17 protein-coding genes are annotated in these 19,812 nt (G+C 59.7%); 13 read left to right on the forward strand and 4 right to left on the reverse strand.

Features of this window, described 5'->3' with window-relative positions; genetic code table 11:
• The first annotated feature begins 199 nt into the window (after positions 1-199).
• From GOW04_RS11620 to GOW04_RS11640, 5 genes are read left to right on the forward strand one after another with little or no spacing between them, the layout of a single operon-like run.
• Complete coding sequence (locus GOW04_RS11620) at positions 200-1,972, forward strand: ABC transporter ATP-binding protein (RefSeq protein ID WP_171117332.1); 1,773 nt, start codon at positions 200-202, stop codon at positions 1,970-1,972.
• Positions 1,965-3,878, forward strand: a complete 1,914-nt coding sequence (locus GOW04_RS11625) for an ABC transporter substrate-binding protein (RefSeq protein ID WP_171232651.1) — start codon at positions 1,965-1,967, stop codon at positions 3,876-3,878. Before GOW04_RS11620 ends, GOW04_RS11625 begins: the two co-directional genes overlap by 8 nt.
• A gap of 14 nt (positions 3,879-3,892) precedes the next feature.
• A complete protein-coding gene (locus GOW04_RS11630; RefSeq protein ID WP_171232652.1) occupies positions 3,893-4,921 on the forward strand; it encodes an ABC transporter permease in 1,029 nt (342 codons plus the stop codon).
• A complete protein-coding gene (locus GOW04_RS11635) occupies positions 4,918-6,072 on the forward strand; it encodes an ABC transporter permease (protein ID WP_171232653.1) in 1,155 nt (384 codons plus the stop codon). Before GOW04_RS11630 ends, GOW04_RS11635 begins: the two co-directional genes overlap by 4 nt.
• A complete protein-coding gene (locus GOW04_RS11640) occupies positions 6,069-7,424 on the forward strand; it encodes a CoA transferase (RefSeq protein ID WP_171232654.1) in 1,356 nt (451 codons plus the stop codon). Before GOW04_RS11635 ends, GOW04_RS11640 begins: the two co-directional genes overlap by 4 nt.
• Before the next feature lie 23 nt (positions 7,425-7,447).
• Here GOW04_RS11640 and GOW04_RS11645 read toward each other — a convergent pair whose 3' ends face one another.
• The gene (locus GOW04_RS11645) at positions 7,448-9,823 is read right to left on the reverse strand and encodes a mechanosensitive ion channel family protein (RefSeq protein ID WP_171232655.1); all 2,376 of its coding nucleotides are present in this window, start codon (positions 9,821-9,823) and stop codon (positions 7,448-7,450) included.
• A gap of 386 nt (positions 9,824-10,209) precedes the next feature.
• On the opposite strand from GOW04_RS11645, the gene GOW04_RS11650 reads away from it, so the two are divergent.
• The 7 genes from GOW04_RS11650 to GOW04_RS11680 are packed head-to-tail and all read left to right on the forward strand — an operon-like array spanning position 10,210 to position 16,703.
• Entirely contained in the window at positions 10,210-11,424 is a 1,215-nt protein-coding gene (locus tag GOW04_RS11650; RefSeq protein WP_171232656.1) for a glycosyltransferase family protein, read from the forward strand.
• The gene (locus GOW04_RS11655; protein ID WP_171232657.1) at positions 11,421-12,668 is read left to right on the forward strand and encodes a glycosyltransferase family 4 protein; all 1,248 of its coding nucleotides are present in this window, start codon (positions 11,421-11,423) and stop codon (positions 12,666-12,668) included. Before GOW04_RS11650 ends, GOW04_RS11655 begins: the two co-directional genes overlap by 4 nt.
• Positions 12,668-13,744, forward strand: coding sequence for a glycosyltransferase family 4 protein (locus GOW04_RS11660; protein WP_171232658.1), 1,077 nt, complete (start codon positions 12,668-12,670; stop codon positions 13,742-13,744). Before GOW04_RS11655 ends, GOW04_RS11660 begins: the two co-directional genes overlap by 1 nt.
• Positions 13,741-14,325 (forward strand): histidine phosphatase family protein, encoded by a 585-nt coding sequence (locus tag GOW04_RS11665; RefSeq protein WP_171232659.1) that lies wholly within the window; start codon positions 13,741-13,743, stop codon positions 14,323-14,325. Before GOW04_RS11660 ends, GOW04_RS11665 begins: the two co-directional genes overlap by 4 nt.
• Positions 14,322-15,464: a glycosyltransferase family protein gene (locus GOW04_RS11670; RefSeq protein WP_171232660.1), complete on the forward strand. Its 1,143-nt coding sequence runs from the start codon at positions 14,322-14,324 to the stop codon at positions 15,462-15,464. The genes GOW04_RS11665 and GOW04_RS11670 overlap by 4 nt, the downstream gene beginning before the upstream one ends.
• Positions 15,461-16,216 (forward strand): polysaccharide deacetylase family protein, encoded by a 756-nt coding sequence (locus GOW04_RS11675; RefSeq protein ID WP_171232661.1) that lies wholly within the window; start codon positions 15,461-15,463, stop codon positions 16,214-16,216. The genes GOW04_RS11670 and GOW04_RS11675 overlap by 4 nt, the downstream gene beginning before the upstream one ends.
• Before the next feature lie 10 nt (positions 16,217-16,226).
• Positions 16,227-16,703: a class I SAM-dependent methyltransferase gene (locus GOW04_RS11680; RefSeq protein ID WP_152457128.1), complete on the forward strand. Its 477-nt coding sequence runs from the start codon at positions 16,227-16,229 to the stop codon at positions 16,701-16,703.
• Here the strand turns inward: GOW04_RS11680 and GOW04_RS11685 are convergent, their stop codons facing one another.
• The gene (locus tag GOW04_RS11685; RefSeq protein WP_171232762.1) at positions 16,704-17,846 is read right to left on the reverse strand and encodes an alpha-D-ribose 1-methylphosphonate 5-triphosphate diphosphatase; all 1,143 of its coding nucleotides are present in this window, start codon (positions 17,844-17,846) and stop codon (positions 16,704-16,706) included.
• 52 nt (positions 17,847-17,898) lie between these two features.
• Here GOW04_RS11685 and GOW04_RS11690 point away from each other — a divergent pair, with 52 nt between their 5' ends.
• Positions 17,899-18,582 carry a DUF1045 domain-containing protein gene (locus tag GOW04_RS11690; RefSeq protein ID WP_171232662.1) on the forward strand — a complete coding sequence of 228 codons (684 nt, stop codon included), beginning with the start codon at positions 17,899-17,901 and terminating at the stop codon, positions 18,580-18,582.
• Here GOW04_RS11690 and phnN read toward each other — a convergent pair.
• Together phnN and phnL are read right to left on the reverse strand one after the other, a co-directional pair.
• On the reverse strand, positions 18,564-19,112 hold the full coding sequence (gene phnN / locus GOW04_RS11695; RefSeq protein WP_171232663.1) for a phosphonate metabolism protein/1,5-bisphosphokinase (PRPP-forming) PhnN: 549 nt from the start codon (positions 19,110-19,112) through the stop codon (positions 18,564-18,566). The genes GOW04_RS11690 and phnN overlap by 19 nt on opposite strands.
• Positions 19,109-19,792 (reverse strand): phosphonate C-P lyase system protein PhnL, encoded by a 684-nt coding sequence (phnL, locus tag GOW04_RS11700; RefSeq protein WP_152457124.1) that lies wholly within the window; start codon positions 19,790-19,792, stop codon positions 19,109-19,111. Before phnL ends, phnN begins: the two co-directional genes overlap by 4 nt.
• Positions 19,793-19,812 lie beyond the last annotated feature (20 nt).

Below are 19,812 nucleotides of genomic sequence, written 5' to 3' on the forward strand. Positions count from 1 at the left end.
AAATGCGCCCGATGCCGTCCTTGATGGCAAAATCTCAAGACTTTGTGTAGCGACGAAGCCCGTAGATTCACGATTTCGCGACATTTCGGCCCAAGAACGGGTTTGACTAGACGGGCGGAACCGCGCGACACTGAACAAAAAATCACGGGGAGTTGAAGTAACCGATGTCATCGAACGGTCAAACGGGTGGAAAACCCGCATGAGCGCGTTGTTGTCCGTAAGAGACCTCAGCATCGGCTTTGGTACGGGCAATTCCGTGGTCACGGATGTGAACTTCGATGTCCAAGCCGGACAGACGCTTGCCCTGGTCGGTGAATCGGGATCGGGAAAAACAATCACATGCCGCGCCGCCTTACGTATCTTGCCCCGCACGGCGCAGATTCGAAGCGGCACGATTACCTTGAACGATTCCAAGGGCATGTGCGAGCTCACCACGGTTTCCGAACGTGAGCTGCGCGACATCCGCGGCAATCGGGTTTCAATGATCTTTCAGGAGCCCATGAGATCGCTGTCCCCGCTGCACAAGATCGGCAATCAGGTCAGCGAGGTTTTGTGGTTGCATCGTGGGCTTTCCGAGTCCGCGGCACGCAAAAAGGTCCTGACGCAGTTCGAACGCGTCGGGTTCCCTGATCCACAGCGTGCCTATGACTCCTACCCTTTCGAGTTGTCCGGCGGTATGCGCCAACGCGCCATGATCGCCATGGCCATGGTGTCCAAACCCGAATTGCTGATCGCGGACGAACCGACCACCGCACTGGATGTGACCACGCAGGCGCAGGTTCTGGGCCTGATCAAGGAATTGCAGCGTGAAACCGGCATGGCGCTCATTCTGGTGACTCATGATCTGGGTGTCGTCGCCAACATGGCCGAGCAGGTCGTCGTCATGCACAAGGGACGTATCATGGAGGCCGGCCCCGCCGCCCCGATCCTGACCGCGCCCGCACACCCGTATACCAAGCAGCTGTTTGATGCCGCGCCGGAAATACCGGATCAGGACGCGGTGGGTATACCGATGCCCGACACAGATCTGATCCTGCAGATGAAGGATGTGTCCAAGACCTACACAATGCGGTCCAGCAAAGGATGGCAATCCGACAAAGCAATCTATGCCTGCCGAGGAGTCGACCTGAACCTGGCGCGCGGCAAGACTTTGGCAATTGTCGGTGAAAGCGGATCGGGAAAGACAACGGCGGCCCGCATCGCCTTGGGGGCTGAATTGCCCGACCCCGGTGGTGAAGTCCTGTTTCGTACCGCCCCCGATGCCGACCCGATCACGGTGCACAACATGACCCGAGCCCAGCGCACAGCGTTTCAGCGCAAGGCACAGATGGTTTTTCAGGACCCTTACAGTTCGCTCAGCCCCCGGATGCGCATTCAGGACGCCATGACCGAACCACTGGAAATCCACCGCATCGGCACAACAGCCGAACAGCGGGACAAGGCCGCCGAGATGTTGCAGCGCGTCGGCCTGACGGGTGATATGCTCAAACGCTATCCGCACGCGTTTTCCGGAGGGCAGCGACAGCGCCTTTCAGTGGCGCGGGCCATGATGCTGGACCCGCAGTTGATCGTGTGCGACGAACCGACCTCGGCATTGGACGTGTCTGTTCAGGAACAAATCCTGACCTTGCTGGAAAACCTGCAAGACAGCCTGAACCTGTCCTACCTGTTCATCTCACATGATCTGGCCGTTGTCGCACGGATCGCTGACGAAGTTGCTGTCATGAGGCGGGGTCTGATCGTCGAACAGGCACCGCCCGAAACTCTTTTCTACAATCCGCGCCATCCATACACCAAGGCGCTGATTGCCGCTCAACCCGAACCCGACATCAATCGCCCGATTGACCTTCAATTGGTTTCTCTGGGTGCCGGCGCGCCGGACAGTTGGGATGAAGCCTTTCGTTTCTCGGACACCGTGATACCCTCACTGGTGGAATTGGAACCGGGCCATAAGGTACGTTGCCATGTTTAATACCATTCGCCCTCTGCTGCTGGCTGCTATGCTGGCGTTTTCAGGGATCCTGCCCGCGGCGGCAGATACAATCCCAACACCTCAGGAAAGCGCCTTCTGGAGCGCCGAGGTTGAAAGCGGCAATCTTCCGCCAGTGCAGGAGCGTTTGCCCAAGGACCCTCTGATTGTGGATCTGGCCGCAAAAGGAAGAGAATTCGGGAAACCGGGTGGCACTCTGCGCACCATGGTCACGCGATCCAAAGATATCCGGCAGATGGTTGTCTATGGCTATGCAAGGTTGGTTGGGTTCAACCAAGATTACGAATTGGTACCCGACCTGCTGGCCTCGTATGAAAACGAGGGCAATCGCAAATTTACCCTGAAACTGCGCGAAGGGCACAAGTGGTCGGACGGCTCACCCTTTACCTCGGAAGACTTCCGCTATTGGTGGGAAGACGTCGCCAACAACGAGTTGCTCAGCCCGTCAGGCCCACCCGATTTTCTGATCGTCGAAGGTAAATTGCCCACGGTCACGTTTCCCGATGAGACCACCGTGATCTTCGAATGGGACGACCCGAACCCGAACTTCCTGCAATCTCTGGCACAAGCACGACCGCCGTTTATTTACCGGCCGGCCGCGTTTCTGAAACAGTATCACGAGAAATACGCGGACGCGGAAGAGCTTGCCTTTCAGGTTGAAGATGCCCGGGTCAAAAGCTGGGCGGCGCTGCACAACAAGCTGGATAATCTTTACAAGTTCGACAACCACGAACTTCCCACGTTGCAGCCATGGCTGAACGCCAGTTCGGGCAAGAAAATCCGTCACAACTTTGTGCGCAACCCCTATTATCACCGGATCGACAGCAAGGGGGTGCAACTTCCCTATATTGACGTGGTCGAGATGGAGATCGTCGCCCCCGGTCTTGTTGCGGCCAAGACCAACGCCGGTGAAAGCGACCTGCAAGGCCGTGGCCTTGCCTTCCGAGACGCGTCGATCCTCAAGAAAGGCGAAGCACAAGGCGGATACAAAACGCTGTTGTGGAAAACCGGCGTGGCCTCGCAGATCGCGATCTACCCGAACCTGAACTTTTCTGATGATGTCTGGCGCGATGTACTGAGGGACGTTCGCGTGCGGCGCGCCTTGTCGTTGGCCATCGACCGGCAGACCATCAACCAGGCGCTTTACTTCAAACTCGCACACCCCGCCGCGAACTCGGTTCTTCCCGCCTCACCCTTCTACAGTGAAGAAAACGCTGCGGCCTGGGCGCAATACGATGTTGATCAGGCCAATGCGCTTTTGGATGAGGCTGGTCTGGATCAGCGCGACAAGAACGGCATTCGCCTGTTGCCTGACGGTCGCCCAATGGAACTGGTAATCGAAACCGCAGGTGAGCGGCAGGAAGTCGAAAACGCGCTTCAGATCGTAACCGATACCTGGCGTGAAATCGGTGTCAAACTGGTCATGCGCCCGCTGGACAGGGACATCCTACGCAACCGCGTGTTCGCGGGCAATTCGATGGCGTCCGTCTGGTTCGGTTGGGATGATGGTATTCCGCAGGCGCATACGTCCCCGGCTTATCTGGCCCCAACAGATCAGGTGTTCCTGGCCTGGCCAAAATGGGGGCAGCACTATCAGACCGGTGGCGAAGTGGGTGAAGCCCCCGACATGCCAGAGGCGCAGCGCCTGATGGAATTGGCGCATGGATGGCAAATCGCCACGACCGATGAAGAACGCGCGGCTGTCTGGACCGAGATGTTGAAAATCCATGCCGATCAGGTCTATGCCATAGGCATCCTGAACGGCGCCCCCCAGCCCATTGTGGTGTCAAACCGCCTGCGAAATGTTCCGGAACAGGCTATGTGGGCCTGGGAACCCGGTGCACATTTCGGCATTCACCGCCCGGACGAGTTCTTTTTCGCCGACTGAGCAGGAGCAGCTAAATGATCATGCTGCGCTACGTGGTGTATCGCTTTTTCACGATGCTGCTGACTTTGTTGGTGGTCTCGGTTCTGGTTTTTGTAATCATCAACCTTCCGCCCGGCGACTATCTGAGCAACCAGATCGCTGAACTTCAGGCCTCGGGCCAGTCGGCAGGTGTCGCAAAGGCAGAGTTCCTGCGCGCTGAATACGCTCTGGACCGTCCGATGTGGGAACAATACCTGATCTGGATGGGATTCTGGCCCGGACCGCACGGGTTTTCGGGGTTGATCCAGGGCAATTACGGGTGGTCCTTTGAATTCGACCGTCCCGTTTCCGAAATCGTCGGTGACACACTCTGGTTGACGGTTGTGGTCAATCTGGCTGCGATCCTGTTTGTTTATGCCGTCGCATTGCCGCTGGGCGTTATCGCCGCCGCTCGGTCCCGGACATGGATCGACTATACCTCGGCCTTCGTGGGGTATCTGGGGCTTGCAACGCCGAACTTTTTGCTGGCGCTGATCCTGTTCTATTATGGCCACCAGTATTTCAACCTGCCGATCGGGGGCTTGATGGATCCGAGTTTCGAAGGCCAGCCGATGAGTTGGGAGAAACTGAAATCCATCCTCGTCCACCTGATCGTACCGACCTTCGTCATCGGCACTTCAGGCGCATCGGCGATGATGCAGCGTCTGCGCGCGAATATGCTGGACGAACTCGGCAAACCCTATGTGGAAACCGCCATCGCGAAGGGCATGGCCCCTTCACGGATGCTGACCAAGTATCCGCTGCGGGTGGCCTTCAACCCCTTTGTCGCCGATATCGGCAACCTACTGCCGTCGATGGTGTCCGGCTCGGTTCTGGTATCGGTCGTTCTGGGCCTGCAAACCATTGGCCCTACTCTGCTGACTGCTTTGAAGACGCAGGATCAATTCCTGTCCGCGTTCATCCTGATGTTCGTCGCCCTGCTGACGCTGATCGGCACGATGATTTCGGATATCCTGCTGGTGATGCTGGATCCGCGCATTCGGTATGAGGGGCGCGAGGCATGACTGATCGTTCTGACAACCGCTATGTCGATGACGCGCCGTTTGATCCGCAGGCCTCGATTCAACAGCTGGAACGCGCCGATCTGGATGCCCCCAACTGGGTTCTTGTCTGGCGCAAGTTCAAAACCCACAAGCTGGGCCTGATCTCAGGCATCTTCCTGCTGTTTTGCTATCTAATGCTGCCCTTTGCCGGGTTTATTGCGCCTTACGGGCCAAATGACCGAAACGGAGAGCACCTGTACGCGCCGCCACAATCGGTAAACTGGTTTCACGAGGGTGAGTTCATCGGCCCACATGTCTATCCGATCGTCGCCGAGGCGGACCTTGAAACCTTCCAATGGAAGTTTGTCCCCGACACAGAAGACCCGCGCCCGATCCGGTTCTTCTGCGAAGGCTCTGAATACAAGCTGGCCGGTTTCATACCGTCGGACACACACCTGTTCTGCCCGCCAGAGGGGACGACGCTGTTCCTGTGGGGATCCGACCGTCTGGGCCGAGACATCTTCAGCCGTATTCTCTATGGCGCGCAACTGTCTTTGACGGTGGGTCTGATCGGTATCTCGGTGTCCTTCTTCCTTGGCATCCTGTTCGGTTCGATGGCCGGCTATTTCGGCGGGCGTATCGACTGGACCATCAACCGCGTCATCGAAATCCTGCGTTCGTTGCCGGAACTGCCGCTGTGGCTGGCCCTTTCCGCCGCCGTGCCTTCGAACTGGAGCCCGGTCGCGGTGTTCTTCATCATTTCGATCATTCTGGGCATCTTAGACTGGCCGGGCCTGGCGCGCTCGGTTCGGGCGAAGTTCCTGTCTTTGCGGGAAGAGGAATATGTCAGAGCCGCCGAGATGATGGGGGCAAGTTCGGGCCGTGTGATCCGCAAGCACCTGCTGCCCAACTTCATGTCGCACCTGATTGCATCGGCCACATTGTCGATCCCTGCCATGATCCTGGGGGAAACGGCGCTCAGTTTTCTTGGCCTCGGCCTGCGCGCACCCGCAGTCAGTTGGGGCGTGATGCTGAATGACGCGCAGAACCTCGCGTCGATCGAGATCTATCCCTGGACGGCAATCCCGATGCTGCCGATCATTGTCGTGGTATTGGCGTTCAACTTCCTTGGTGACGGGCTGCGCGACAGTCTCGACCCCTATCAGCAATGAGTCTTCTTGCCACGCTTCCCGCTGCCGGCAGCTATCACAGGGTCGGTGCCGGTGTTCTGCCAAGCGCCTTTGCCGTTTCCGAATTGGCCACCGCCAGTTTCGCAGCCGTGGGGCGGGAAATGGCCCGGCTGATCCAGGCGATCAACCTGTCCACGAAGGCACCCGAAGTCTCGATCGATCATCGGCTGGCATCTCTGTGGTTCGGCTATTCCTTCAAACCAGAAGGTTGGGACATGCCCAGTTTGTGGGATACGGTCGCGGGCGACTACAAAGCCGCGGATGGCTGGATCAGGCTGCACACAAACCTGCCCCGCCATCGCTCTGCCGCGTTGAAAGTCCTTGGCACCCGGCCAGAGCGTGAAGCCGTGGCAAAAGCTGTCAGGTCTTGGGCGATGTCGGATCTGGAAACGGCGGTTGTTGCCGAAGGTGGGGTGGCCGCTGCCATGCGCAGCCGGACGGAATGGCTTGATCACCCGCAAGGCCGCGCCGTGTCGCGCGACCCTTTGATCGGATGGCAGGGACCGCGCTATGTCAATCTGCGCGACAGACCTCGGGCCACTGCTGATCGGCCTCTGGCCGGGTTGCGGGTGCTGGATCTGACGCGCGTTCTGGCCGGCCCGGTTTCTACCCGAACGCTTGCAGGGTTCGGAGCCGAGGTCTTGCGCATCGACCCACCTGGCTGGGATGAACCGGGGGTGATCCCCGACATATCGCTGGGAAAGCGCTGCGCCTATCTTGATTTGAAATCCGAGACCGGACTTGAACGATTGCATGGGTTGCTGGCTCAGGCGGATGTGTTCGTACACGGGTATCGACCCGGCGCGCTGGAGGCACTGGGTCTGACCCGGGTCAAACGTGACGAGCTGGCTCCGAACCGGATCGAAGTCACGCTGGATGCCTATGGCTGGCAAGGTCCATGGTCGACCCGGCGCGGGTTTGACAGCCTTGTCCAGATGAGCGCGGGTATCGCCCATGCCGGGATGGAGTGGGCGAACGCGGACAAGCCGACCCCGTTGCCGGTTCAAGCTCTGGACCACGCGACCGGCTATCTGATGGCGGCTGCCGTCCTGTCCGCACTGGCCGAGGCCGCATCAGGCAATTCCATCATGCACGCGCATCTCTCTCTGGCGCGCACCGCCGAACTTCTGGCCGTGCTCGGCAAAGACGAAGCACAATCCGCGCCCATCACCCCGGCAACAACGGATTACGGCACGGCGACGGAGGCGTCCGGCTGGGGGCCGGGCCATCGCCTCAACCCTGCGCTGAGGGTCGGCGAAGCGACGATGCGCTGGGATTTGCCTGCGTCGAAACTGGGCAGTTCGGAACCTGTCTGGCCGCTCGACGCCAACTGACCATCCGGTACGCAGCCGCGCCCCTATCGATCATCGCCCCCAGGGCCGATATCGTCCAGGTAGTCCTCATCGATCGCGGCCTGCACCGCGCCTGTTACCGCCTCACGCTGTTTCGGCGTCAGGTCATCGGCCTCTTTGCCGTCCGCCAACCTCACGGTGACTTCGCGATGCGCGAATTTGATGCCTTCCCGCGCGAACAATTCGCGAATTTCCTGATAGACCTTCTTGCGCACCAGCCACTGATCGCCCGGTTTGGTCATGAACTTGACCCGGATGATCATTGCTGAATCCTGCATCTCGATCACGCCCTGGGACTTCAGCGGCTGTATGAAGTTTTCGCCGATCACAGGATCGCTCAGCAACTCCTGTCCCAGCTTCTTGATCAGCTTTCGCACCTTTTCCACATCAGTGTCATAGGTCACGCGCAGCGGCAGTTTCATGATCACCCAGTCCCGGGAATAGTTCGTCAGAACCTTGATTTCGCCAAAAGGAATCGTGTTCAGCGCGCCAAGATGGTGACGCAGCTGGAAGGACCGGACCGAGATTTTCTCGACCGTTCCCTTGACGTCTCCGATATCGATGTACTCACCCTTCCGAAAGGCATCATCCATCAGGAAAAACGCCCCGGAAAAGATGTCTCGCACCAGTGTTTGAGATCCGAAACCGACAGCCAGACCAACCACACCGGCACCGGCAAACAGCGGGCTGACATTGATACCAAGTTCCATGAGAACGATCAGCATGATGGTCACGACCACAACGGCCAGAATTGCGCCGCGGAACAATGGCAGCAGCGTCGCCAGCCGGCTTTGCCCGCCTTCCCCGCCCTCATCGCCCAGTTCGGCCTCGGTGCCATCATCGACTTCTTCCGCTATCTTGCTGTCGATCCAGATGCGAAAGAAATGAAACAGGATGTAGCCGATGAAAATGATGACCATTACATCCAGCACGCGTGCAACCGGCAGGTCCTCGCTCCAGTCCGCATCGGGATACCAAATCACCACAAGGGCATAGACACCAATCACAAAGGCCAGAATTCCGGCCACCCGGCGCGCCAGATCCTCATAGGTCAGAAGATACTGTTTGCGCTGTTCTGCCTCGGGCGTTTCCACGGGCTCGGCATCCGCTTCGGCAGCGGCGGTTTCTTCGTTTATCTCGTTGATCTTGCGCGAACGGTCAAAATACCGCTCCAGCACGTAGTTCATCGCACCATAGGCAACGACGACGGACATGAAGATCATATAGCTGCTTGCGATCAGCGGCAGCGGCGTTGGGTTCTCCAGTGCAAGATCAACCGCCAGACGGAACCAGCTGAACACGACATAGACGATCAGTGCAGGTGCCCAGCCGAAGGATACGAACCGCAACAACCACGAGACCTGATCCGGCGCTCTTCCGCCCCGGATGGCATTTGAAATAGCCCGGGCATTGAACAGGATCATCAGAATATTGCCGAAAGCGCCCACCATTGTCAGACAGCCATAGACCATGGCGTAGACGTTGTAGTTCAGCCCGAAATCCGCAACCCAAGTCGAAAACAGAACAACCGTGATGTCATAGGTCGCGAGTGCCGAAGCCCACAGATACAGCCGCTTGGCGTCCCGGTCCGAGAACGGTGGCAGCCGGTATTGACTCAGGTAAGGTGACAATACCATCCGCCAAAGATCGGACACCGTGCGCGACAGGAAGAACGCCGTGAAGATCGCCGTGACCGTGAACTGGATCGAGATATCGTCCGCTTCGCCAAAAAACAGGTATCCGACGATCAGGGCCATGAGCATGGCAAATATCGTCGCTCCGATCCCCATCAGGAACCGGAACAGAAGGAAGGGCATCTTTTCTCGGTAACCCTGCGGTTCATCCTTGATCCGCGCCACGACCCAGCGGCGCGCGATGCGTTTCCCGTATATCTCGATAGACAGCCAGCGCCCCAACAACAGGAACAGAATGTTCCAGCCCAGAACTTCCACATAGGTCTGAATGCGACCGTCCGGACTGGTCTGGCGCAGGATATACTTCACTTCGAACACCGAATACGGCAGCGCCTCAAGCCGTGATTGCATGGACTCACGGAATTTCGAGAACCGCTCCTGCGCCTTCATCAGCTGCGATCCCTCACCCATGGGATTGCTCGAATCGCCCGCTGCATCATCCGCGCCCGCATCCGTGCCGCCGGCTGTTGTCACAACCTGCCCGGCACTGTCGATGACGATCACACTGGCCCCGGCTTCGCTGGCGGCGCGAATTGCGGCAGCCAGATCGCTTTCCGGCGAGGACGCAGACGAACTGTCCGCGTTGTATCCCGGAATCAAGGATGTTTGCGCTGAAACGCTGACCGGAAACGCCAGTACAAAAGCCCACAAAGCCAGAAGTGTAGCGGCCAGAAAGGTATGTTTCATGGGGTTTTGCATCCAGTTTTTCCGATAGCGGTCAGATTACAGAAGGGTTTCAGACAGTTCAAACGCTCGGGCGCACCCTGCTCAATATCGTGTCCGGGCGTGTTCTTGGCGCACTGCCTGATTCCGGATGTTTTCAATCTGGCGAAAATTGAATATGAACGGGATCTGTAGGCCCTGCCCCTTTGCCAGTTCACCGGTTCTTTTGCGATCCCTCTCAAGCCTTGGTGCGACATGACGCGAAACCGTCAATATGCTGTTGCCAAATCGCAATGCTTGGAACATTTGCGGAAGAGCAATTCCTCCTTTGGCAAGTGTGACGGGGATATATACAGTAACGCTTGCAAACGCGCGGATTTCGAACCGGGATCAAGAAGACAGGCAACACTATGAGCCTAGGCAAAACCAATTCCAAACCGGGCCGCGCACCGCGTATCCTGTTTTACAGTCACGACACGTTCGGGCTGGGCCATCTTCGCCGGTCTCGGGCTTTGGCGGCCGCGATCACGCAGGCGGACCAAAGCGCATCCGCGCTGATCCTGACGGGATCACCCGTGGCCGGACGGTTTACCTTTCCCCGTCGCGTTGACCACGTGCGCCTGCCCGGTGTCACCAAACGCGCAGACGGGTCTTATGCTGCACGCACCATCGGGATGGGCATCGAAGAAGTGACCGAATTGCGGTCGGGTCTGATTCAAACCGCTGTTCAGCAGTTCGACCCTGATGTGCTGATCGTCGACAAGGAACCGACGGGGTTCCGGGGTGAGCTGCTGCCGACACTGAACCACCTGCAAAAGAACTGCGGAACCAAAATGGTGCTTGGGTTGCGCGATGTTCTGGATGAACCCGAAGTCCTGGCCGCCGAGTGGGCGCGCAAGGAAGCGGTTGAAGCCACCGAACGGTTTTATCACGAAATCTGGGTTTACGGCTTGCAGTCGATTTACGACCCGACAAGAGGGTTGCCGCTGAGTGCCGCGGCACAATCCCGCATCCACTGGACGGGATATCTGCGCCGCGATCTTGGTCCGGTCGGCGAGCCTCCGCAACAACCCTATATCCTGATCACGCCCGGCGGTGGCGGCGACGGCAAGGCGATGGTCAACCTCGTCCTGTCTGCCTATGAAAAGGATCCAAACCTGTCGCCGCGGGCGGTTTTGGTCTATGGCCCCTTCCTGTCCGGTGAGTTGCGCGAAGATTTCGAAACCCGCGTTGCCGCATTGAACGGTCGCGTCACCGCCGTTGGGTTCGAATCCCAGATCGAAACGCTGTTTGCAGGGGCCGAAGGCGTCGTCTGCATGGGCGGCTACAACACGTTCTGCGAGGTTCTTTCCTTTGACAAACGCGCTGTCATCGTCCCGCGCACCACGCCCCGTCTGGAACAGTGGATAAGGGCCTCGCGCGCAGAAGGGCTGGGCCTTGTCCGAATGCTGGATGAAAACCGGGATGGCCTGACGCCGGACGCGATGATCCGCGCCATTCGGGAACTGCCGCACCAGTCCCTGCCGTCGCAGGCGATACAAAGCGGATTGCTGGACGGGCTGGACTATGTCACCGACCGCATCGAAAGCCTGCTGACCTGGGAACAGGAACGAGCCACCGGATGACCTCAGATTCTCCTCGATTGGCGGTTGTGGTCAAAGGCTGGCCACGACTGTCCGAAACGTTCATTGCGCAGGAACTTGTCGCCTTGCAGGAGGCCGGGCATCGCTTTGACATCTGGTCTTTACGGCACCCGACCGATACGAAACGCCATCCCTTGCACGACCGGTTCACAGGACAGGTCCGATACCTGCCCGAGTATCTTCATGACGAACCCAAACGGGTCTGGGCGGCACGGGCCCTTGCCCAAACGCTTTCCGGTTACGACAGGGCCTATAGGATCTGGCGTCAGGACTTGAAGCGCGACCCGACACCCAATCGCATCCGACGGTTTGGGCAAGCCTGCGTTCTGGCCGCGGAATTGCCTGCCCGGACGCAAGGGTTGTACGCTCACTTCATGCACACGCCGTCATCCGTTGCCCGTTACGCCGCCATCATGCGTGGATTGCCGTGGAGTTTTTCGGCTCATGCCAAGGATATCTGGACGTCGCCGGATTGGGAAAAACGTGAAAAGCTGCAAGCCGCATCCTACGGGGCCACGTTTGGTGCCACCTGCACAGCCATCGGAGCGGAACATCTGCGCAGCCTGGCCGATGACCCCAAGCGCGTGGACCTGATCTATCACGGTTTGGACCTGTCTCGCTTTCCCAAGCCTCCGACGCGAAAGTTGCGTGCTGTGAATGATCCTTTTCACATGATTTCCGTCGGGCGGCTGGTCGAGAAGAAAGGCTTCGATCGTCTGATCGCGGCTTTTGCATTGCTGCCCGATGACCTGAACTGGCACTGGACCCATATCGGCGGCGGCGCATTGGGTGACGCATTGCGGGCACAGGCGAACGCAGCCGGCATTGCGAACCGGATCACCTGGAAAGGGGCTTGCGACCAGCCCGAGGTCATCGCAGCAATGCGTGATGCCGACCTGTTCGTTCTGCCCAGCCGTATCGCAAAGGACGGAGACCGCGACGGGTTGCCGAATGTTTTGATGGAGGCCGCGTCTCAGCTGTTGCCAATCCTGTCGACACCGGTCTCGGCGATCCCCGAGTTTATCGAAACCGGAACACATGGGGTTCTGTCCGATGACGCCCCCTCTGCACTTGCGGAAGCCGTGGAACGTTTGTCAGCCAATCCGCAGCAAGCGTCACAGATGGCGCATGCGGCGTATGATCGCCTGATCGCCGAGTTCCGGATGGCCCCCGGCATCGCACGGCTGTCGGAACACCTCAACTCCATGTGCATGGAAAACGCGTAATGGCGCGGGTCGCGTTTTATGCCCCGATGAAATCTCCTGACAGCCCGAAACCTTCGGGCGACCGTGAAATGGCCCGGAATCTGATGCAGGCGCTGACCGCCGAGGGTGATACGGTCGATCTGGCGACCGACTTGCGCATTTATGACAAAAACGGCGACGAAGACCTGCAACAAGCCCTGAGGCGCGCGGCAGAAGATGAAGCGAAGCGACTTGTCTCTGACATGCCATCAGATACCGATTTGTGGGTGACCTACCACAATTATTACAAGGCACCTGACCTGCTGGGTCCTTGGGTTTGCAAGGCGCGTGGCATTCCCTATGTGCAACTGGAAAGCACCCGCGCATCCAGTCGGTTAAACGGGCCGTGGGCTGAGTTCGCCAAGGCGGCGCATCAGGCCTGCGATGCAGCGGATGTGATCTTTTATCATACAGCCAACGACCTGATCACTTTGGAGCGGGATCGCTTTGGCGATCAGGCTTTGGTCGAATTGCCTCCGTTTCTGCCGATCTCGGAACTGCCTCCGGCCGCCACAGGTGGCGCACCCATGCTGACCGTCGGCATGATGCGGCATGGGGACAAGCTGGCGTCCTATCAAATATTGTCCGAGGCCCTGGCGCATTTGACCGGGGACTGGCACCTGAACATCGCGGGAGACGGCCCGGCGCGCAGGCAGGTTGAGGCGCTGATGGCGCCGTTCGGACAGCGGGTGCGTTTTCTGGGTCAGCTTGACCGGGAAGAACTGCAACGCGTCTATCAACAATCATCTCTGCTTGCATGGCCCGGAGTGAACGAAGCTTACGGCATGATTTACCTCGAGGCGCAGGCTGCGGGATTGCCTGTGGTCGCTCAGGATCGGCCCGGCGTACGCGATGTTCTGTCCCCGGCGGCCTATCCATCCGTCGAAAGTGGCGCCAGGGGATTTGCGGATGGCATGCAGGTCTTTTTGTCGGATTCCACGCTGCGCCACACTCTGGGCGCTGCGGCACGCAACTACGTGGCAGAGCGCCACCTGATGCCACAGGCGACCGAGCGCTTGTGGGCAACCCTCCGCCCCCTGCTGAAGGACGTATCATGACCCGGCTTGCACTGCTCCGACACGGGCACACCCATTGGAACCGAGCGGGACGGATCCAAGGGCGCAGCGACATACCGCTGGACGATGACGCCCGAGCCGAATTGGCGGGCTATGGATTGCCACAGGACTGGGCCGAGGCTGACATCTGGTCCAGCCCCCTGCACCGCGCCAGTGAGACGGCGCAAATCGTGACCGGTCGCGACCCGAACACCTCGGACGCGTTGACCGAGATGAACTGGGGCGATTGGGAAGGTCAGCGCGGGATCGACCTGATCGCGGACACATCCAGCGGATATCGTCATATCGAGCATTGGGGCTGGGATTTCCGTCCACCAAACGGGGAAAGCCCGGCCGAGGTTCGGGACAGGCTTCGCCCCTGGCTGTCCGCGCTGCGGCAGGATACGATCGCGGTCTGTCATATCGGTATCATGCGGGTCATTCTGGCTTGGGCATGGGGTTGGAATTTCGAAGGACCTGCCCCCTTTAAGATCAAACGCAATCGGCTGTATATCGTCGACATGAAGACCATGACCGCCGACGCCGACCCCGTTCGCCTGATCAAATACGAGGCCCCGGAATGAAGGTGATGATCATCGTCACGCACCTGTTGGGCACCGGGCATCTCAGCCGGGCGCTGACATTGGGGCGGGCCTTTCGGGATGATGGCCACGACGTCATGGTCGTGACGGGTGGCATGCCCGCGCCGCAATTGGACAGCACGGGCATGACTCTGTTCGGCTTGCCGCCGCTCAGATCAGACGGAACCAACTTCACCCGTTTGCTGACCGAAAGCGGCGACGAGGCTGACGCGACCTATCACGCCAAGCGCGAGGCCGCCCTGGTGCAGGCGGTGAAAAGCTTCCAGCCGCAGATCCTGATCACCGAGCTTTACCCCTTTGGTCGCCGATCACTGTCGGCCGAGTTCGATGCGGCCCTGAATGCAGCAAGCGCTTTGCCTGAGCGTCCCGTCATTCTCGGATCGGTCCGCGACATTCTGGCTCCGCCCTCCAAACCCGCCAAGGCCGAGCGCACGGATGAAATCGTGTCTCGGTATTATGACGGCATTCTGGTTCATTCCACCGAAAGCGTTACGCCCCTGTCGGTCAGCTGGCCGGTGTCGGACCGATTGGCCAAGCGACTTCACTACACCGGCTTTGTGGCGCCTGCATTGCCCCAACCTCACCCCGACGCGGCGGGCCAGAATGAAATCCTGGTCAGCGCTGGCGGCGGATCCGTCGGGCAACCGATCTTTCGCGCGGCCATCGAGGCCGCCAGAAAGATGCCCAACAGGCGCTGGCGCCTGCTGATCGGTGGAACGGATGCAAAGGCTCGGATCGCGGAATTGTCCCGGATGGCCGAAGGTGCTTCGGTTGTTCTGGAACCGGTGCGGCCGGATTTCCGCCAGATGCTGCCCCTGGCAGCGGCATCGGTAAGCATGTGCGGCTACAACACTGCCATGGATATCCTTCAAAGTGGCACCCCCGCCGTGTTTGTGCCTTTCGACGACGGCAAAGAGGTGGAACAAGGGCTGCGCGGGCGAAGCCTGTCCGATCTGCCCGCAATCGAAGTTCTGGAAAGCAGAGCATTGAGCGGGGCGACATTGGCTCGGGCGGTGGAGCGTGTCGTGGCCGACGGCCCGCGTGTACAACAGGATTTGGGTTTTGACGGGGCCATCCAATCTGTCCACATCGCCAAGCGCCTGCTGGAGCAGCGCACATGAACCCCGACTGGCGCCCACTTGACGTCGAGTTGAACCATTGGCGTGCCGAAAGCTTGCCCTTGCCTGTGTGGTGGCGCGATGATGATGCCATTGCGCCAACACCGCAATTGGACCGCCTTTCCGAGCTGGCCGACAAACTGGGCCTGCCCGTGCATCTGGCCGTCATTCCACGCGACGCGACGCCCGCGCTGGCGGAATACGTTGCCGCGCGCGCGTCTCTTGTTCCGGTCGTACACGGGTGGGCGCATACAAACCATGCGCCCCGCGGCGAGAAGAAGGCCGAGTTTCGGCTCGACCGTCCGCTGGACGTGATGGTGACGGATGCGCAGGCCGGGATGGCGCGCCTTCGGTCCCTGTTTGGTGACAATATGCGACAGATGTTCGTGCCCCCCTGGAATCGCATTGCACCCGAGATGGCCAAGCAGTTGCCAAAGCTGGGATACCGCATCCTGTCCACCGCAACGCCCCGCAAATCACGTCTGGCCGCACCGGGGCTTGAGCAGATCAATACCCACCTTGATCCGATCGACTGGCGCGGGTCGCGTGGCTTGATCTCACCCGACGCCCTGATCGCGCAGACTGCTGGTCTTCTGCGAGACCGACGCGAAGGCCGTTCAGACAACACCGAGCCCTTCGGCATATTGACCCATCATCTGGTCCATGATCAGGACATCTGGACCTTTACCGAGGCCCTGTTGCGCAAATTGCTGAGCGGGCCCGCCACAGCCTGGGTCGCGCCAGAGAACGAATGAGGACATCACCATGAGCCGATTGGATTCCATGCTGCGCCGACTGACGGCCCAACGTGACGGACTGAACTGGGCGGCCGAGCGGATCAGTGGCCAGCCGGGGGATGTGCTGGATATGGGCCTGGGCAATGGCCGCACCTATGACCACCTGCGTGAAATCCTGCCAGAGCGCCGGATCTGGGTGATGGACCGGGTCCTGCAATGCCATCCGGACAGCACCCCCCCGGCCGAGGATTTCCTGCAAGGTGAGGCTGAACCGATGCTGCTCAGACTGGCGGCCGACGGGCATAGGATCGCGCTGGCGCATTACGATTTCGGACGCGGCATCAAGCACGAGGACGTCGCCGAAGCAGAGCGTCTCAGCCCGCTGATCGCGAAAGTCATGCAGCCCGGAGGGTTGTTGATTTCAGGTCAGCCCCTGGTCGGCTTTGCCCAGATCCAGGGGCCCAAGACAATCGCCCCGGACCGTTACCTGTTCTACACGGCCTGATCACGCCACGCGTCGACCGCGTACCCAGACCGAACTCGGGACGGGTACACCCGCGCGCATCCGGAAGCGGATGACATCGGCGCGGGCGTCGGCGCGCAACTCGCCCCGCTCCTCCAACCCTGCGGCCCGAGCCGGGGCCAGCGTTACCGTCTTCATCCCCCGCGCCATGTCGCCCCAGATCTCGCCCAGCCTAACCGCCGAAAACAACAAGGCCGACGGCACATAATCCGAAGACAGGATGTCCAGATACCCAAGCTGGGCCAGCTCGTGGGCAGCAACATTGCCAGAATGCGATCCCCCACGGATTATGTTCGGCGCACCCATCATGATCTTAATGTCGTTTTCGTGGCAGGCGCGTGCCGCTTCGACGGTCGTGGGGAACTCGGCCAGACGGATGCCGTGACCTGCGGACACTTTCACCTGATCTTCCGTCGTGTCGTCATGGCTGGCCAATACTGCTCCGAAACGGCAGGCCGCCTTGACAGCTTCGGCCTCGTGCAGATCGCCATTGCGATCTCGAAGCCCTTTCAGTTGCGTCACATGCTGAAAGTACATGTCATCGTCCATGGCATATTTGGCTTTCAGATAGGTTTCCAGCTTGTTCATATCTCGAAACTGACGCTGTCCGGGTGTGTGATCCATTATGGACACAAGCCCAACCCTGTCTTCCGGCCCAAATTCGCTCAGCTCTTCAACCAGAGTTTCCGAACACACCTCGGCCCGCAAGTGCAGAAAGTGGCTGATCTTGAGCGCATCCTGTTCGCGCAGATCCCATAACTTCTGCGACAGGCCGCGGGCGTATTTCCCATACCGCCGCGCGCCCGACGGGATCGATCCAACCCGCATGGCATCGAACACTGTCGTGATCCCGGCGCCGGCCAATTCCGCATCATGCGCAAGAATTGCAGCGGCATGGGGCCAGTTCACCTGTGGGCGCGGTTGAATGTGACGTTCAAGGTTGTCGGTGTGCAACTCGACAAGCCCTGGGCTGACATAGTCGCCTTCGCAATCTATCGCGCCCGCGGGAACCCTGTTTCCGGTGTCGATTTCAGCGATGGCCTCACCCACTATCCGGACACTGCCGGTTACGGTTTCATTCGGCAATACAAGCGTGGCATTGGCAAGGATCAAGTCTTCTGTCATCTGAACTTCACGCATGTTGAGACCGAGGAAGGCTACGCAAAAGGAGGCCGATATGACATTCACGCGATACGCGATCTATTTTGCGCCGCCCGCGGGAAAGGAATGGACGAAATTTGCAACCAGCTGGCTGGGTTGGGATATCGAGGCGGGAAAGCCGGTTGCCCATCCGATTGTCGAAGGCATCGACGTTGCCGCCGTCACGGAGGTGCCGCGCAAGTACGGGCTGCACGCGACGCTGAAGCCACCGTTCAGACTGCGCGACGGCAAAACATTCGAAGCCCTGCAAGAGGCGTGCAGCTCGCTCGCCTCCCGCCAACCACCTGTGTCGCTGGATGGCCTCGAGATCGCCCGGTTTGGGCGTTTTCTGGCCCTGCGTCCGCTGGGTGAGATCCAGGCGCTGAATGCGCTTTCCGCGGCCTGTGTTCGGGAATTGGACTGTTTTCGTGCGCCCACCTCTGGGGCCGAACTGGCCCGCCGCCGCGCCGCCGGGTTGACCCCAGAGCAAGACGCCAACCTGGCTCAGTGGGGCTATCCTTACGTACTGGACGCATTCCGCTTTCACATCACGCTGAGCGGCAAGCTGGACAAACCAACCCTGAGAGCAACTCGGAACGCGCTGCAAACCCGTCTGGTCCCATTGCTGCCGCAGCCCTTCCAGATCACGGATCTGGCCCTTACGGGCGAGGCTGAGGACGGGCGCTTCCACCTTATCCATCGCTACTGGCTTTCCGGTTGAAGGTGCGACAGGATTTCGGCAACCGTATCTTCCATCGCACCGGAGTTGTCGATTTCCAGGACCTGGTTCAAACCGTTGGGCAAAGACGTTTGGGCCCGGTCCAGACGCCGCGTCTGTTCCGCCTTGCTTTCCCGCCCTCTTAAGGACAAGCGTTCGGACAGAACCTCGGGCTTTGCCGTCAGGGAAATCACGATCAGATCACCAAACACCTCCTGCGCCTCAAGCAACACCGTTCGTGACAGGTTGACCAAAACGGCCTCGGCCACCTGCCGCTGCCGCGTGATCGTCTTCGGCACACCGTAATACAGCCCATGCGCATGCCAACTCAGCGCAAACGCGCCATCCCGTTCCATCCGCTGAAATGTTTCGGCCGAGACGCGGTCGAAATCTTCGCCGTCTTCGCCTTCGGGACGGGTAATCACCCGCCGCAGCCTCTGAACACCCGGCGTCCGGGCCACCAGCGCGTTCATTACGCTGTCCTTTCCGACCCCCGAAGGACCCACGACCGCTATGACCGGAGCAAGCGTCATGCAGCCATCCCCGGCGTGAAGTCCGAGACATCGACCTCGCGGTCACAGACCCGTTCGCGCGCGTCGAGATCGTGAAAAATCCCGACAATCGTCACGCCATTGTTCTTGGCCTCTTCGATCAGGGACAAAACGGTTTCCCGGTTCTGCGCATCCAGGCTTGCGGTCGGTTCATCCAACAGCATTGCCGGATATTCATGCGCAAAGCCCCGCGCAATGTTCACTCTCTGCTTTTCGCCGCCCGAGAAGGTCGTCGGGCTGAGGGTCCACAGACGTTCGGGAATATTCAGCCGTTTCAGCAACCCGGCTGCCCTGTCCATTGCCACTTGCCTGTCACAGCCCACGGCCAGCAGCGGCTCTGCCACAACGTCCAACGCCGACACCCGAGGCACGACCCGCAGGAACTGGCTGACATAGCCCAAGGTGTCACGACGCAGCAACAAGATCTGCCGCGGTTCAGCCCTGGCCACGTCCAACCCTGCGACCAGCACCTGACCAGTGGCCGCCAGATAGTTGCCGTAGATCACACGCATCAGCGTGGATTTGCCTGCACCCGACGGCCCGGTCAGGGCGACGCACTCACCCGGCTCCACTTTCAGAGACGCGCCTTTCACCACCGGGATCGTGGCGCCGCCCTGATTGTGCAGGGTGAAGCTCTTGCTGACGTCAACAAGTTCAATCATCGCTTCATCCTTCCCCAAAG

Origin of the sequence: Ruegeria sp. HKCCA4812 (assembly GCF_013034245.1) — a bacterium.
Lineage (GTDB): Bacteria > Pseudomonadota > Alphaproteobacteria > Rhodobacterales > Rhodobacteraceae > Ruegeria.